Origin of the sequence: Plectonema radiosum NIES-515 (assembly GCF_025753815.1) — a bacterium.
Classification (GTDB): domain Bacteria; phylum Cyanobacteriota; class Cyanobacteriia; order Cyanobacteriales; family Nostocaceae; genus Hassallia; species Hassallia radiosum_A.
The window spans coordinates 1-13,505 of sequence record NZ_JAOWRF010000045.1 but is presented as its reverse complement, the minus strand read 5'-3'; the positions used below and the strand labels follow the sequence as shown (position 1 = coordinate 13,505).

Sequence of the window (13,505 nt, the reverse complement as noted above, 5' to 3'; positions counted from 1 at the left end):
CCCCCCTCTCCCCAACTTGTTGCGAATTTCCAAATACTACACTATAATCTAAATATGACATGGGGCCGTAACGGTTTCGACGTGATGGCGAAAGCTGCTTCGTGATTCAGGTCGAGAGTGAGTCTCCTCTCGTAAATCAAAGGCTCGAAAAAAAAGTAAATGCGAACAACATCGTAAAATTTGCTCGTAAGGATGCTCTAGTAGCAGCCTAAAACACCTCTTTCAGGTTCGAGCGTCTCTAGTTTGACTCCGTTAAGGGCTAGAGACCAACCCCCAACGGATGCTCTAGCAAGCGTTCTCTGGTTGGCTTGGTAGCTAAGATTAAATCAGAGCATCCTACGTTCGGGATAATGAACGATTCCCGCCTTGAGGGTCAGAAAGGCTAAACCTGTGAATGAGTGGGGGGTTAATACCCATTGCGGACGGCAGTTCAATTCTGCCCGGTTCCATTAAGATAGTTAAAAAATCCACCTGGCACTAATGTGTAGGTGGATTTTGCTTTGTGGATAGTACAGCAAATTTCACTCCTGGTTGAGGTACATGCGTAAAACCCAAAACCCTGTAGAGAGGTAGCAATGCTACCTCTCTACGTGTATTTAATCACAACGCAATCTGCTGTATTTAGCCAGTAGGAAAAGAATGCGATCGCTCATTATCAAGGTGTAAATCAGTACAGCAGATATTATCAGCCAACGACGTATTTGTGTGAATTTCTAATTCAGCTTCTGGTAAAGCTTCAAACAAAAGCATTTGTTCGGGAAAAACCACTCGCTCAAAATACCAATTGGGAATGTTGGAAATCCGAATAATTTGGATTTGGGAAGTGTGATTTGTATAACCACATAAAATTTGACGTTCCGAGTCAATATTTAGATAATCAAGAATTTGAGTCATACTTTTACTTCTTGCGTGATAATTAATGAATGCAGAAGGATAAGCGATGAACGCTATGAGCGTCTTTGCGATTGAGAAAGACAAAAAAGAAGTTGCCTTACAAGCGAACGTATTGATTCCTAATGAAAAAGAGACAAAAATCTATATTGACGAAGGTATCACTTTGTTTTTCATACTTTATCTTTTAATTGGCATTAAGAGCTAGATTGATTTTTTCTCTCAGTAATGAAATAATCATAATTTTATTGTACGGTACTCCCATCGTTTAACCGTGATTTGAGGATAAAACCTGGAAACTCTGAGTTAAACAACTATAGGTAGTTTAGCTATCCTGTGCTTAGAGGTTTGTAAATTACAGAAACTTTTGAGAAATTTCATCTGTCTGATTCTGTACATTCTGACAAAAGCTAATGTCTGTTTCTGCACAAGGCATTCCCGGAGTGCCCGATTTAACACACCCTGTTGAACTAGTTCACTTGGGAAGCCAGATACTCAAAGCTTCAGTTTTGTTAGTATTTCTGGTCATAGCTTTGGGAATAGCGATCGCACTACTAAGCTTTTCTCTCCGTCGTTTGCCCAAAGAACAATCTTTATTTATTGGCGAGTGGGCGATTCGTTATTATGAGCTTTTGCGGGGATTCCAGCATCTAGCCTTGGTATTAGTTTTACTGGTGGTGGGATTTTTTCTTTGTTCAACTCTCAGCAATCGCTATCATCACTGGGAACAGGCAAAAGTAGCGAACGTAGCTCTGTTGGTCGCAGGAGATAAACTAGAACAATCAGCCCCACAAGTACGTTACATCATCAAAGAGCCGTATACCACGACAACTCAAGTTAATGGCAAAATAGTCAAAATAAATGAAACGCGAGATGTCAACCGCTTTCTAAGGGTAGCTGGGTCGCAAATTAAAGTAAAGCTTGACCAAACTCCAGATGTTCAAGGTCGGAGTGCAACTTATCGCGTAGATTACAGCGCTGACTACAAAGTTGTCAATCAACTATATAATATTAATAATTTTATCTTTGAAGTACCGCCACCTAACGGCTATTCCCTACTCCAAAGCTATAAAGTAGAGCGTGCTGGGACTAGATTACAACAAACCAATCCCGGTGATTATAGCTTTGGCTTTCGCTTGCAACCGAGAGAAGAAACTAGCTTTCGCGTTAGTTATAAAGCGCAAGGGGGACCACGTTGGGTTTATAGTGCTCAGGGGCAATTACTTTCTAACTTTCGTTTGATTGCGATCGCTAACTTCACTGGAGCTAACTTTGCCAGCGGCATTCTACCAAATGACATTAAAGTTGACAGAAAAAGCACCCAATTTACTTGGATATATGATAATGTTTCCGTCAAAAATCCCTTTGGAGTATATACCAGCACCGACCCGATTCGTAACACTGGCATCATGCCCCGTCTATTATTGCTAGCGCCGGCGTTATTTCTCTGGTGGATATTATTGTTATATTTATCCATCCCAATGAGTTTAAAAAACGTAGCGCTGGCTGGTGGAATCTTCTTTGCTTGTCTATTGACTTTAACTTATCTAGCCCGTATAATTAACGCCGAATTTGCTTGGACGTTGATTTCCCTGATTTTACTAGCTTTGTCATGGGGGTTAGGAGCAAATTTGCGTGCATCCCTTGCAGCCTTCATTTGTACCATCGCCGGCGCAGTATTACCCATTTTTGGATTATTAGTATCATTTAGCGGTCTTACCCTCAGCCTTGCGGGTTTACTTTCCACAGTTTGGCTAGCAGTTATTCACTTATATGGGTGGTACAAATTGCACCCGCAAAACCGATAAAAATCAGCGTATAAGCCAGATATGATATAATCTCATGTCCGTTTAATTAACAGTAATAAAAACGTTGCAACCGTCGTAGAGACGTTCCATTGGAACGTCTTTACTTTGTTAAATGTTTAACTAGGCTTGAATGAGCTTTGACTTACCTGACTCAACCGCCCATGCTGCCATACATACTTCAGCATTGCTACGACGCAGTACTGTATCAACAGCCCACCATTGTGCTGTAACTTGTTCGGGAGTGACATCAATAATAACATAACCATGACTGTCAAAGTCACACCAGTGAATGTGGGGGAAAGCCTTCATGACCTCTTGCTCAATGGGAATAGACTTTGTGCGTGCTGCCCAACCCATTTTGTCGTCAAGGTTCTGTGAAGTCAAGCTACAAGTCACAAACTCGACAGCGATCGCTTCTTCTTTTTGGTCGAAAGCATCTCGCTTTAACTCAATTGCTAGCCCAACATGGACATCACCACTGAGTACAACAACATTTTGGATTTCATTGTCTCGCAGGTGCCTTAGAAGTAAATCGCGTTCAACAGGATAGCCGTCCCATTGATCGTAATCTGGACTAATACCGTCAACATCGATCAGCTTCAGCTTTAGTAGTGCTTGCTTAATTGTTGGTGGGAAATCTTTACTCCATGTTGTTGCCATCACCGATGGGTTTGCCAATAACTTCCATTGAGCCTCTGATGTATCGAACTGTTGCAGCAACCAAGTACGTTGTTCAACACCCATAGCAGACCGTGCTGGGTCAAACATCGCTGGTGGTGGGACAGGTTCATCACGACGAGTACGAGTATCAATCAATATTAAATCGGCTAATCCACCCAGCGTCACTTTGCGGAAAACTCTTTGTGGATCGGCGGGGTCGGGCTTGCGTGCTGGTAACCATTCCCAGCGTACTTGGAAGGCGATCGCACGACGGTTAGCCCAATCGCCATCGCGTTCTGGCTTGTGTTCGCTAGCGCCATCACGCCATGCACCATCAGCGAATTCGTGATCGTCGAGGGTAGCAATCAGCGGTAGTGCTGCATGGAGACTTTGTACATCGGGATCGCTGCGATACTGAGCGTAGCGGCAGCGGTAATCTTCAAGTGTCTTGCACTCGTGAAGCGGATCAAAGGGACGACCAATATCTGCACCCGGTGTTTGGCTCGCTGGCGGCTTGTTTGAGGCTTCGTAGATATAATCGCCTAGATGTAGTATAAAGTCAAGGTCATCGCGTGCCGCAATGCAACTATAGGCGTTAAAGAAGCCAGCGTTGAATTTCGCACAGGACACCTGAGCAAAACGCAGATGTTGAACACCTTCTGTTGGTAAGGTCTTAGTCCTGCCAACGGGTGATATCTGACCAAGTGCCTCAAACTGGTAAAAGTATCGACTTGCAGGTTCCAAACCAGTGACATCAACATTAACCGTGTAGTCTGCATCGGCTTGGGCTAAGGCTGTGCCAGAAGCAATGATGTTGCTCAAGTTTGAATCGGTGGCTATTTTCCAGTTGACGAACACAGGTTCGGATGTGGATGTGGTGACTCTTGTCCAAATCACAACTCCATCTTCAAGTGGATCTCCGCTTGCTACGCCATGCACAAAAAGGTTATTTGTCATGTTGTCCTCATATCATTAAATGAATAGCCAGCATTGGGTTTGAGAAATCAAATCTACTGCTAATAAACTGTATACTAAGACACTTTAAATTATTAGTATTTCAGATTTTGGACGGTAATGCAACGAGAGTTATGTAAAGTTAAATAAACTCCAGTTGCATATACTTATAGGAATATTTCACGGCAGCAATACGGAATAAACAAGCATTGAGGTGAAACTAATCTTTATCCCAGAAATGAAAATCAACGCTAACAAAAAAGAGCGATCGCAACCATTTGAGGGGAGCGAGGTCAACCCAAATCTAAGTAGATCGCAAAGTTTTGCTCAAGGGCGATCGCCAAGTAATAGTTAAGCAAAAAAGATTTGGTCAAACAAATTGAAGAAATCTGTATCGAAGAAGCCAAACTACGGGAGAAACGACTGGAACTGATGTATCCGGAGGGAGCACCTATTTAGCAATTTTTTATACTTTAGACAACATTAACCCAAAAGTGCCTAGAGTAAAGCATTCAATGCCAGATTAACCCGCCCAAACCTATATACATTACAGCAATTTTCAGATATTTAGACCACACTCTTGTTTCTTCATTTCTTCCTTTGCGGCTCTGTGCGGCAGTCGCGACAACGCTCGTGACCCCCCTTCCGGTTCGCCACTACAATTCTTGCGATACAGGCAACCGCGCCCGTGGACTCACCGCAACGCGCTGCCTTGACTTTGCGATTTGCTAAAAATAATGTGGTTCATATAAGCGAAAATCGCTGTAAGGTTTTCCAGGCATGAATACTAAAAAACATCCCGCTTGACATAGTATTAATATTGATACTATTATTAATTGAGAGATGGCACAAATAGAAAAACTCCTTGCTCAGTTAAAGAACAATCCTAAAAATGTAAACTTTACCGATTTAGTCAAGGTTTGTAATCATTATTTTGGAGAACCCAGACAGCAAGGAACAAGCCATTGTGTTTATAAAACCCCTTGGGCTGGCGATCCGCGTGTCAACATTCAAGAAAAGAAGGGGAAAGCAAAGGCTTATCAAGTTAGGCAAGTTTTAGACGCGATTGAAAAAATTGAGGGAATGTCCGATGGTTAACTTAGACCACTACACTTATAAAGTTACTTGGTCAAGGGAGGATGATGAATTTGTAGGACTGTGTGCTGAATTTCCTAGTTTGTCTTATCTTCATGAAAATCGTTTAACTGCGCTCGAAGGTATTACAAACTTGGTAAAAGATGTAGTAGCTGATATGGACGCGAACGGGGAAAAGATTCCAGAGCCAATCTCCGAAAAAAACTATAGTGGTAAATTTCAAGTTCGTATCCCTCCAGAGCATCACCGTAGACTAGCTATAGAAGCGGCAGAGCAAAATGTTAGCTTAAATCGCTATGTAAGCCTTAAACTTGCATTTGACAACTATTAATCCCCAAGAATTAAGTTTAACACCTGCTGCACAACGAGATGTAGTGGCATTAAATGCGGCTTTAGGGCTGCAAGTGGGGGGTGCAGTTGAGTTCATGAACCACGCTCAAGGTGTTAGTGCGGCTAAGGATATTCTACAATCCGGGGCTGCTTGGGCAAAGTTGGAACAGTTAGTTGAGTTTCTGGGGAATTAGATTGTAAATCGTCATGGGGACGAAATTCGACCACATCGCGTTTGATGGTGAGGTCGTAATTGCCAAAAAAGTCATGTCCGAGAAGTCCAGTTTCTAAATCTGAACCAGCGATCGCAACTGCTACTTTATTAACTGATACTCCACCTGCTTCGATGGTATCAACATAACCGATGGGAAATTCCACAGCTTTGGAACTAGCGGTGTTTGCTTTAGCTTTTCCCACAGACACGACTCCCAAAGAAGAAGCCATTTGTTGAGTGATAACTGTACCACTGGCTCCTGTATCAACAATCATCTCAAATTGTTGATTGCCATTGAAGGTAACTTCTATAATTGGTGTGCCCCCGATTCGCCGTTTGATGGGTACTGAAAATACTTCTTGCCGTTCTTTTTCTTTGGCTTGGTTGAGTGTTTGTGGCGGCAATGATACCAAAGGTGGTAGTTTTTTTACTTGTACTGGTAAAGGTTGGGGCAGAGGTCTGAGGATGAACTTTGGTAATGGAGATGCTTGGGGAACAGCAACGATTATTTTCTGTGGTTCTGGTGATGTGGTTAAAAGCGGGTTAACAGTGGCTTTTTCATGAGCATATTTGGCTTGGAGCCGATACTCAGTAATTTTTCTTTGAGCGATGGCAAAGTCGGGACTTTCTTGTTGGACTTGTTTCATCAGAGCGATCGCATCCAGGTATTGACTTGCCACCAACTTCCAATCTGCGCTTGATTTCGCAGATTGGCTGATAGTTAAACCACCAGTTGCTTTATCCAACCCTAACTCAAAAGAAGTCGGTTCAATCTTGACTGGTGTCTGAGATTCTGTTTCTGGACTAATTCCTGGTGCAGTTTCTCTGATGTCAGGCTCTGCTGCCAGATTATTCATTTGAGCTGGTTGCTCATTGCCACCGAGCGTGGTATTTTTTTTGTCTTCACGACAGCCAAAACTCAACACCGCCAAAGTGCCTGAGAGAAAAATTAGCAATCCACGAGATAAATAAGAATGAAGCATAATTACTTGACATTTTACTTGCCCAAGGCTATTGAAATCTACTTCTGCACTTCAATTCTCCTTCTCAAATTTTATCTGTTTAATTATTAATTTTTAATTAATTTTACTTACAACTCAAAATTGAACAACTCATGAGATAATTGACATTCGATTGGGGAAACTGGGAATTGGGCACGCCCGCAATGGGCATGGGGCATTTCCCCTTTCCCCTTTCCCCTTTCCCCTTTAACCCTCTTTAAAATGCCCCTGTCTGACGCAATACCTGCTTTACTTGTCCTGGCAGATGGAACTACTTATCGCGGTTGGTCTTTCGGTGCTACTGGCACTGCGATCGGGGAAGTGGTCTTTAATACTGGGATGACCGGATATCAAGAAGTACTGACCGACCCTAGTTACTGCGGTCAGATAGTTATTTTTACTTATCCTGAGTTAGGAAACACTGGGGTGAATCCTCTTGATGAGGAATCGGAAGGACCACAAGTAGAAGGTGCGATCGCTCGCAATATTTGTCATCAACCGAGTAATTGGCGATCAACACAATCGTTACCAGATTACCTCAAACAGCACCAAGTACCGGGTATCTACGGAATTGATACCCGCGCTCTCACCCGCAAAATTCGCATGTTTGGAGCCATGAATGGCGGCATTTCTACCTCGATTCTCGATGAGGCGGAATTGTTAGAAAAAGTACAAGCTGCTCCAAACATGAAGGGATTAAATCTAGTTCGCAAAGTTACCACCCCAACGATTTATGAATGGTCAGATCCCACAGATGCAACTTGGGAATTTAACCCAGTTGGTGTGGCAAATTCTGAAGGTTCTTTCACCGTTGTTGCTCTTGATTTTGGCATCAAACGGAATATTTTACGCCGTTTAGCTGCTTACGGATGCCGAGTTATCGTTGTTCCCGCGCACACCTCAACTGAGGAAATTCTTAAATACAATCCAGATGGGATCTTTCTTTCCAATGGTCCTGGGGATCCCTCCACAGTCACCGAAGGAATTGAAACCGCTAAAGCTTTGCTTTCTGCGGAAAAACCCATCTTTGGCATTTGCATGGGACACCAAATTTTAGGTCATGCATTGGGGGCAGAAACCTTTAAACTCAAATTTGGGCATCGAGGTTTAAATCAACCAGCAGGATTACAACAAAGGATAGAAATTACCAGCCAAAATCACAGTTTTGCCATCGATCCAGATTCTTTACCCCACACCCAGGTAGAAATTAGCCACCTGAACTTAAACGATCGCACTGTTGCTGGATTACGTCATAAGTCTTTGCCTGTGTTTTCAGTACAATATCACCCAGAGGCAAGTCCCGGACCTCACGATGCTGATTATTTGTTTGAACAGTTTGTCCAATCGATGCAAGCAACAAAAAGGGATTAGGGATTAGGGATTAGGAAAAATTATAGATCTGCCATAATAATTAATCTCTTTTCTAGTCCCCAGTCCCCAGTCCCCAGTCCCCAGTCTCTAGTCCCTAGTTATAGACAACTTGCTCAAAAACCATCTATACTTGAACGTTTACCTTAACGATAAGGAGGGAGTTATAGCTGAATCACTTAATCTAACCGTGAGCCTGAGAGGTACTCGCGAAGTCCGGGATAACTGTCAGCTATTCCGTCTCACAGGTCTGTTGGATGCCTTTTCAGAACCGACTTTTCGCAAGGTGCTAGGCAGCAAGATTGATGAAGGTCCAAAGCACATAATTCTGGATCTCTCACAGATTGACTTTGTTGATAGCTCTGGCTTGGGTGCTCTAGTGCAGCTAGCCAAGCAGGCTCAAAACGCCGAAGGCACTTTGCAAATTGTCACAAACGCCCGCGTTACTCAAACAGTCAAGCTTGTTCGCTTAGAGAAGTTTCTCTCCCTGCAAACATCAGTTGATGCGGCTCTAAAAAACATCTAGTAGTCGAGAATTGCTTGACAAATATAATTAAGCTATCGAGATTTTCATTTCGATAGCTTAATTATTATTACTTTTGCAGAGGACATCTATCATTTACCTGATAAAAAGAAAAGTGCGATCGCCCACTTGCAGCTAAATCTAAGCATCTTTACTCAACGTATAAATGCCTAGCAAAGCGCCAAAAATCAAGAATAATTAACTCAAACTTGGGGATCGCAATTCCCAGATACAAAAGCTCGATCAAACCTATTGGTAAAGTATATAGCAATCTGAAAATTGTCTAACTAAATGTAAATTTAAAACTAAAAAGATAAAATTAGGAATAATTTTGCTAGTGTTGATTATGCTCGGTGTATCAGCACCAGAATCTGTGGAAAAAATCAATGTAGCCGAAAGGAATAGTTAAGTAGTGGAATCAAAGGAGGAAGAGCTATTAGATGAATCAAATGCAACAAACATGCAAAATTCATCTTCCGAGCAATTAATTAAGGCAACCACAGAGCAGTTACCTCAAGAGATTTCCCTCAAAGATGTGCGAAAAGTTTCTCCGGCAGCCCTGGCATATTTGGGGGATGCAGTTTATGAACTTCATATGAGGATGTTTTATCTGCTGCCACCACAGCGAGTGGAAAGTTACCATCGTTTAGTTGTGGCACAAGTGCGAGCAGAAACACAAGCGAAAATATTGCGATCGCTCACTCCTTATCTGAGGGACACAGAATTAGAAATTGTTCGGCGCGGTCGTAATGCCGCTACAAAAAGTCCCAAGCGCCTTGAAAGAGAAATTTATCAACAAGCAACTAGTCTCGAAACTTTAATTGGTTATTTGTATCTTACCGATTCTCAACGCTTAACCGAACTGCTGCAAAAACTCCAGCTAGAAAAACCGTGAGAAATATACCTCACTAAAAAATAATAACTGAGAGTCCGTAAGTCCAACTTGATGAAATCGGGATGCTTACTCATCCGTTCTACCAAAGTAATATGTCAAATCCAAGAAAAATCAACTCCAATCGCCAATCGAATCGCGCACCATCTTTAAAAATTAAAGGCAAACGTGTCATTTCTAGTTCGATTCGTCCCCGACCTCAAGATGGTGAAGGCTCAAAAGACGATCCACGCCCACGTCGCAAGTTATCTGGTGCATCCCCATCTAAATCAGGTGAAGGCGCAAAAGACGACTCACGCCCACGTCGCAAGTTATCTGATGCATCCCCATCTAAATCAGGTGAAGGCGCAAAAGACGACTCACGCCCTCGTCGCAAATTCTCTGATGCATCCCCATCTAAACCAATAGGTGAAGGCGCAAAAGACGACTCACGCCCACCACGTCGCAAATTCTCTGATGCATTTTCATCTAGAGACGACTCACGCCCACCACGTCGCAAATTCTCTGATGCATTTTCATCTAGAGACGACTCACGCCCACCACGTCGCAGTTTCTCTGATGCATCTGCATCTAAACCAACAGAAGATAGCGATCTAATCTACGGTCGCTATCCAGTGTTGGCTGCATTAGAAAATCAGCGCGGTCTAAATCGAATTTGGATTACTTCTAAGCTGCGCTACGATCCCCGCTTTCATAATTTGATTTTGCAAGCGAAAGACAACGGAGCGGTGATTGATGAAGTTGAACCAAAGCGCTTAGACCAAATCACCTCCTACGCAAATCATCAGGGAATAGCGGCGCAAATTGCCCCCCACGCTTACATGGAGTTAGACGAGTTAATAACCAAAGCTTTTTCTACTACCGATGCGCCAGTAATTGTCGTGGCTGACGGTATTACCGATCCCCACAACTTGGGTGCAATTATTCGCACAGCTGAGGCGATCGGCGCTCAAGGATTAGTAATCCCCCAACGCCGAGCCTCTGGAATCACTTCCACGGTGATGAAAGTCGCCGCAGGTGCCCTAGAAACCTTTCCGGTTGCCAGAGTAATTAACCTCAGCCGCGCAATGGAAGCCTTGAAAGCTGCTAATTTTTGGATTTACGGCACCGCTGTCACTGGAAGCGTACCCCTGCATACCGTTGAATTCGTCAATCCTAAACATGACAATAAAAAACCTATTCCCATTGTGTTGGTAGTTGGCTCGGAAGGCGAAGGCTTAAGTATGCTCACACAGCGCTCTTGCGATGTTTTAGTGTCGATTCCTTTACAAGGGAATACTCCTAGCCTGAATGCTTCCGTGGCGGCTGGGATGGCGCTTTATGAAATTTATCGCCAACGCTGGTTAAATACGCTGCATTTAGACAAGTTACAAAAAACCGCTTGGAAAACGAATGATAACAGAGTATAAAGAAATGTAAAGATACAAAATCAGTAAGACACGTTTAACACCCAAAAAGCACACTTATCAACTGGCGAAAACAATGAAAACCATTTGGTATAACCTCAAGGAAACCTTAATTAATACGTTCGACAGCTTTGGCTTGGCTTGGTGGGTTGAGATTGGGACACAAAAGCCCAATTGCACCTACTACTTTGGACCATTTATCAGTTCCTCTGAAGCCAAAGCAGCAATCAAAGGCTATGTAGAAGATTTGGAAGTGGAAGGAGCGCAAGGAATTGCAGTAAATGTCAAACGCTGCAAACCAGGTACTTTAACCATTGCTGAAGATTTGGGGGAACGGATTGACCGTAAAGTAAAGCCTGCCTTTAGCGGTCAAATGTAATCGAATGGCTAATAGTTAATAGACATCTCCCGACAATACGTAGAGACGTAGCAATGCTACGTCTCTACAAGGGTTTCCGGCAACGCATAATAAGCATAGCGGTCGATGTCTAATAGCTAATGGCTATTAGCTACTACTTGCGGATGCTCTTGCAGCCAGGAGTCGATATCGCTCAGTACTTGGTCAGGAATTTCCCACGGGAAGAGATGAGCAGTGTTGGGGTAGCACAGCCACTGAGAATTTATCAGGTGTTGAGCAGTTTCTAAGCTAGAATTAACTGTGATATGGCGGTCTTCTGTACCTGCAAGTACTAGACTGGGACAGAAAATTTGCTCTAAATCTGTAACTCGATTGTAACCAGATTGAATCGCACCGAAAAGGGCGCGAGTGGCAGCAGGGGAAGTTTGCAAATAAGCCGGCACCGCTGATGAGGCTATGTAACGGTAGGCAGTGGGTGTATGTTGTTGAATCAGATAACGAAAAAGCGATCGCTTGCCAAATGTCTCAATATTCCAGCGCCAACCTGGTTTTACACAGTTCAATAAAGCAGCAATCCCAGTATACAAATTATCCGGCAAACTAATCGGCGGATGATTTCCTCTAGGTCTAGCAGCCGTAGCAATCAAAATTAATCCAGTCACCCGCTGTGGTAGCATTAGTGCCAGTTCCATCGCCAAAATGCCACCGAGAGACCATCCCAAGACTAAGCATTTTTCTATCCCCAAACGGTCTAGAAGTGCTTCTAAGTCGGTCAAATGGTCGCGCATATCAAAATCATCTTGAAAGCGACTTTTGCCGTATCCGCGCAAATCTGGGGCGATAGTTTGAAAACGTTTTGACAAGCGATCGCTAAATACAGAAAGGCTAGAACCAGAACCAGGATGACCGTGTAAGCATAAAATAGGGAATCCTTCGCCTTGGACTTGTACGTTGAGATTTACAGCTTTACTAGAAGGGTGGTACATTAAACGGATTTTTCTTGATATCCTCCAGCATAATCAATCACGCACATTTGCCTGTAAGTGGAGTGAATGCCAAAAGCAACTCCTGCTACCTTAAAAGCTGGGTTAAATATGTTTGTTCTATGACCTCGCGATCGTACTCCGTCATCTATAATTAATTGCATAACGATATCTTGAGCCGTGTGGGAACCATAGCTGATGTTTTCCCCAGCAGTTTTTTGCCAACTTCCATAACGGTTGATGCGAATAAAGGGATCGCTTTTGTCGCTACCTTCATGACCAATTGCACCTGTTTTTCCTTGGTCTTTCACATGATCTTTAGCGGCTAAAGACATACCAATAGAAGCTGTTAAAGTTTCTACAGGAAGAACTGACTTGAGATATGCGATCGCTTCATCGACTGCTTTGACTCCTTCAGTCGTCTGTAAATAGACAGTATCAGAAATTTTTACTCGTTTACCTTCAAAGCGCTTTTTATACTTTTCTAAGATAGCCGCATAAGTTCCAGGGTTTGTTCTCGCTTTATTCATTTCTACAATCACTTGTTTTTCCAATGGCGAGAGGCTATTTTCCCGTGCGGATAATTGCGAATCTTTTTTAGTAGTTTCCGGTAAAAAAGAGTGAGATTCAAACACAGTATCACAAGATGTAACTAGTAGGGTAATAGGGATAAATACCCAAAATAGTCTGCGACGCATCAATCACCTCAAAACTAAAAAACGATTAACGCTCTTCTATGACTCTGGGCAGAGAATATTTTCATGAAGCCCTGACGACTGGAAGTCGCGGCTACACAAACGCTCGTTTGCCTGCGCGGACTAATCTGAAGATAGGGTTTTAAATTTAATCTGGCGAGAGTAATAAAAGAGCGTTAATCAATATATGATTAGATTCATACAGATAGTCTTTAACCCGGTAATTTCCGGCATAAACCCGAAAAACTGTGTATTAGGCGCTATCTAGCCTTATCTCCGGTTAATTCCCGGAGATTGTTTTTAGAAAAATATTTATACTACCGTTAG

At 43.0% G+C, this 13,505-nt stretch carries 16 protein-coding genes and 1 other RNA gene; 12 read left to right on the top strand and 5 right to left on the bottom strand.

Annotated elements, in window-relative coordinates:
• The first annotated feature begins 61 nt into the window (after positions 1-61).
• Positions 62-452: a transfer-messenger RNA gene (gene ssrA / locus OGM63_RS03310) on the top strand.
• 169 nt (positions 453-621) lie between these two features.
• On the opposite strand, the gene OGM63_RS03305 is transcribed toward ssrA, so the two are convergent.
• Entirely contained in the window at positions 622-894 is a 273-nt protein-coding gene (locus OGM63_RS03305) for a DUF1830 domain-containing protein (protein ID WP_375340448.1), read from the bottom strand.
• A 46-nt stretch (positions 895-940) separates the two neighbouring features.
• Between OGM63_RS03305 and OGM63_RS03300 the strand changes: the two genes are divergently transcribed.
• Positions 941-1,099, top strand: coding sequence for a hypothetical protein (locus OGM63_RS03300; RefSeq protein WP_263744083.1), 159 nt, complete (start codon positions 941-943; stop codon positions 1,097-1,099).
• Between the two features lie 205 nt (positions 1,100-1,304).
• Positions 1,305-2,699 carry a hypothetical protein gene (locus tag OGM63_RS03295; RefSeq protein ID WP_263744082.1) on the top strand — a complete coding sequence of 465 codons (1,395 nt, stop codon included), beginning with the start codon at positions 1,305-1,307 and terminating at the stop codon, positions 2,697-2,699.
• Positions 2,700-2,819: 120 nt separating this feature from the next.
• On the opposite strand, the gene OGM63_RS03290 is transcribed toward OGM63_RS03295, so the two are convergent.
• Entirely contained in the window at positions 2,820-4,316 is a 1,497-nt protein-coding gene (locus tag OGM63_RS03290; RefSeq protein ID WP_263744081.1) for an alkaline phosphatase D family protein, read from the bottom strand.
• A 211-nt stretch (positions 4,317-4,527) separates the two neighbouring features.
• Here OGM63_RS03290 and OGM63_RS03285 point away from each other — a divergent pair, with 211 nt between their 5' ends.
• From OGM63_RS03285 to OGM63_RS03270, 4 genes are all read left to right on the top strand, one after another.
• Positions 4,528-4,668, top strand: a complete 141-nt coding sequence (locus tag OGM63_RS03285) for a hypothetical protein (protein ID WP_263744080.1) — start codon at positions 4,528-4,530, stop codon at positions 4,666-4,668.
• Between the two features lie 488 nt (positions 4,669-5,156).
• On the top strand, positions 5,157-5,411 hold the full coding sequence (locus OGM63_RS03280) for a hypothetical protein (protein ID WP_263744079.1): 255 nt from the start codon (positions 5,157-5,159) through the stop codon (positions 5,409-5,411).
• Complete coding sequence (locus tag OGM63_RS03275; RefSeq protein ID WP_263744078.1) at positions 5,404-5,739, top strand: type II toxin-antitoxin system HicB family antitoxin; 336 nt, start codon at positions 5,404-5,406, stop codon at positions 5,737-5,739. Before OGM63_RS03280 ends, OGM63_RS03275 begins: the two co-directional genes overlap by 8 nt.
• On the top strand, positions 5,726-5,932 hold the full coding sequence (locus tag OGM63_RS03270) for a hypothetical protein (protein WP_318528395.1): 207 nt from the start codon (positions 5,726-5,728) through the stop codon (positions 5,930-5,932). The genes OGM63_RS03275 and OGM63_RS03270 overlap by 14 nt, the downstream gene beginning before the upstream one ends.
• Here OGM63_RS03270 and OGM63_RS03265 read toward each other — a convergent pair.
• Positions 5,862-6,935: a retropepsin-like aspartic protease family protein gene (locus OGM63_RS03265; RefSeq protein ID WP_263744077.1), complete on the bottom strand. Its 1,074-nt coding sequence runs from the start codon at positions 6,933-6,935 to the stop codon at positions 5,862-5,864. The genes OGM63_RS03270 and OGM63_RS03265 overlap by 71 nt on opposite strands.
• A 240-nt stretch (positions 6,936-7,175) precedes the next feature.
• Between OGM63_RS03265 and carA the strand changes: the two genes are divergently transcribed.
• The 5 genes from carA (at position 7,176) to OGM63_RS03240 (ending at position 11,521) form a co-directional block, all read left to right on the top strand.
• On the top strand, positions 7,176-8,324 hold the full coding sequence (carA, locus tag OGM63_RS03260; RefSeq protein ID WP_263744076.1) for a glutamine-hydrolyzing carbamoyl-phosphate synthase small subunit: 1,149 nt from the start codon (positions 7,176-7,178) through the stop codon (positions 8,322-8,324).
• A gap of 187 nt (positions 8,325-8,511) precedes the next feature.
• A complete protein-coding gene (locus OGM63_RS03255) occupies positions 8,512-8,847 on the top strand; it encodes an STAS domain-containing protein (protein ID WP_263744075.1) in 336 nt (111 codons plus the stop codon).
• A gap of 409 nt (positions 8,848-9,256) precedes the next feature.
• The gene (locus OGM63_RS03250) at positions 9,257-9,739 is read left to right on the top strand and encodes a Mini-ribonuclease 3 (RefSeq protein ID WP_263744074.1); all 483 of its coding nucleotides are present in this window, start codon (positions 9,257-9,259) and stop codon (positions 9,737-9,739) included.
• Between the two features lie 92 nt (positions 9,740-9,831).
• Complete coding sequence (gene rlmB, locus OGM63_RS03245) at positions 9,832-11,145, top strand: 23S rRNA (guanosine(2251)-2'-O)-methyltransferase RlmB (RefSeq protein ID WP_263744073.1); 1,314 nt, start codon at positions 9,832-9,834, stop codon at positions 11,143-11,145.
• A gap of 73 nt (positions 11,146-11,218) precedes the next feature.
• A complete protein-coding gene (locus OGM63_RS03240; protein ID WP_263744072.1) occupies positions 11,219-11,521 on the top strand; it encodes a DUF1816 domain-containing protein in 303 nt (100 codons plus the stop codon).
• Positions 11,522-11,637: 116 nt separating this feature from the next.
• On the opposite strand, the gene OGM63_RS03235 is transcribed toward OGM63_RS03240, so the two are convergent.
• Both OGM63_RS03235 and OGM63_RS03230 read right to left on the bottom strand, forming a co-directional pair.
• On the bottom strand, positions 11,638-12,486 hold the full coding sequence (locus OGM63_RS03235) for an alpha/beta fold hydrolase (RefSeq protein ID WP_263744071.1): 849 nt from the start codon (positions 12,484-12,486) through the stop codon (positions 11,638-11,640).
• Complete coding sequence (locus tag OGM63_RS03230; RefSeq protein ID WP_263744070.1) at positions 12,486-13,181, bottom strand: CAP domain-containing protein; 696 nt, start codon at positions 13,179-13,181, stop codon at positions 12,486-12,488. The genes OGM63_RS03235 and OGM63_RS03230 overlap by 1 nt, the downstream gene beginning before the upstream one ends.
• Positions 13,182-13,505: the final 324 nt, after the last annotated feature.

What these genes read in the sequence shown, in the direction of transcription:
- OGM63_RS03295 (WP_263744082.1), top strand. Translation starts at nt 1,305, where the DNA reads ATGTCTGTTTCTGCACAAGGCATTCCCGGAGTGCCCGATTTAACACAC.
- OGM63_RS03230 (WP_263744070.1), bottom strand. Translation starts at nt 13,181, where the DNA reads ATGCGTCGCAGACTATTTTGGGTATTTATCCCTATTACCCTACTAGTT.
- OGM63_RS03240 (WP_263744072.1), top strand. Translation starts at nt 11,219, where the DNA reads ATGAAAACCATTTGGTATAACCTCAAGGAAACCTTAATTAATACGTTC.
- OGM63_RS03305 (WP_375340448.1), bottom strand. Translation starts at nt 894, where the DNA reads ATGACTCAAATTCTTGATTATCTAAATATTGACTCGGAACGTCAAATT.
- OGM63_RS03300 (WP_263744083.1), top strand. Translation starts at nt 941, where the DNA reads ATGAACGCTATGAGCGTCTTTGCGATTGAGAAAGACAAAAAAGAAGTT.
- OGM63_RS03290 (WP_263744081.1), bottom strand. Translation starts at nt 4,316, where the DNA reads ATGACAAATAACCTTTTTGTGCATGGCGTAGCAAGCGGAGATCCACTT.
- OGM63_RS03235 (WP_263744071.1), bottom strand. Translation starts at nt 12,486, where the DNA reads ATGTACCACCCTTCTAGTAAAGCTGTAAATCTCAACGTACAAGTCCAA.
- rlmB (WP_263744073.1), top strand. Translation starts at nt 9,832, where the DNA reads ATGTCAAATCCAAGAAAAATCAACTCCAATCGCCAATCGAATCGCGCA.
- OGM63_RS03275 (WP_263744078.1), top strand. Translation starts at nt 5,404, where the DNA reads ATGGTTAACTTAGACCACTACACTTATAAAGTTACTTGGTCAAGGGAG.
- OGM63_RS03265 (WP_263744077.1), bottom strand. Translation starts at nt 6,935, where the DNA reads ATGCTTCATTCTTATTTATCTCGTGGATTGCTAATTTTTCTCTCAGGC.
- carA (WP_263744076.1), top strand. Translation starts at nt 7,176, where the DNA reads ATGCCCCTGTCTGACGCAATACCTGCTTTACTTGTCCTGGCAGATGGA.
- OGM63_RS03280 (WP_263744079.1), top strand. Translation starts at nt 5,157, where the DNA reads ATGGCACAAATAGAAAAACTCCTTGCTCAGTTAAAGAACAATCCTAAA.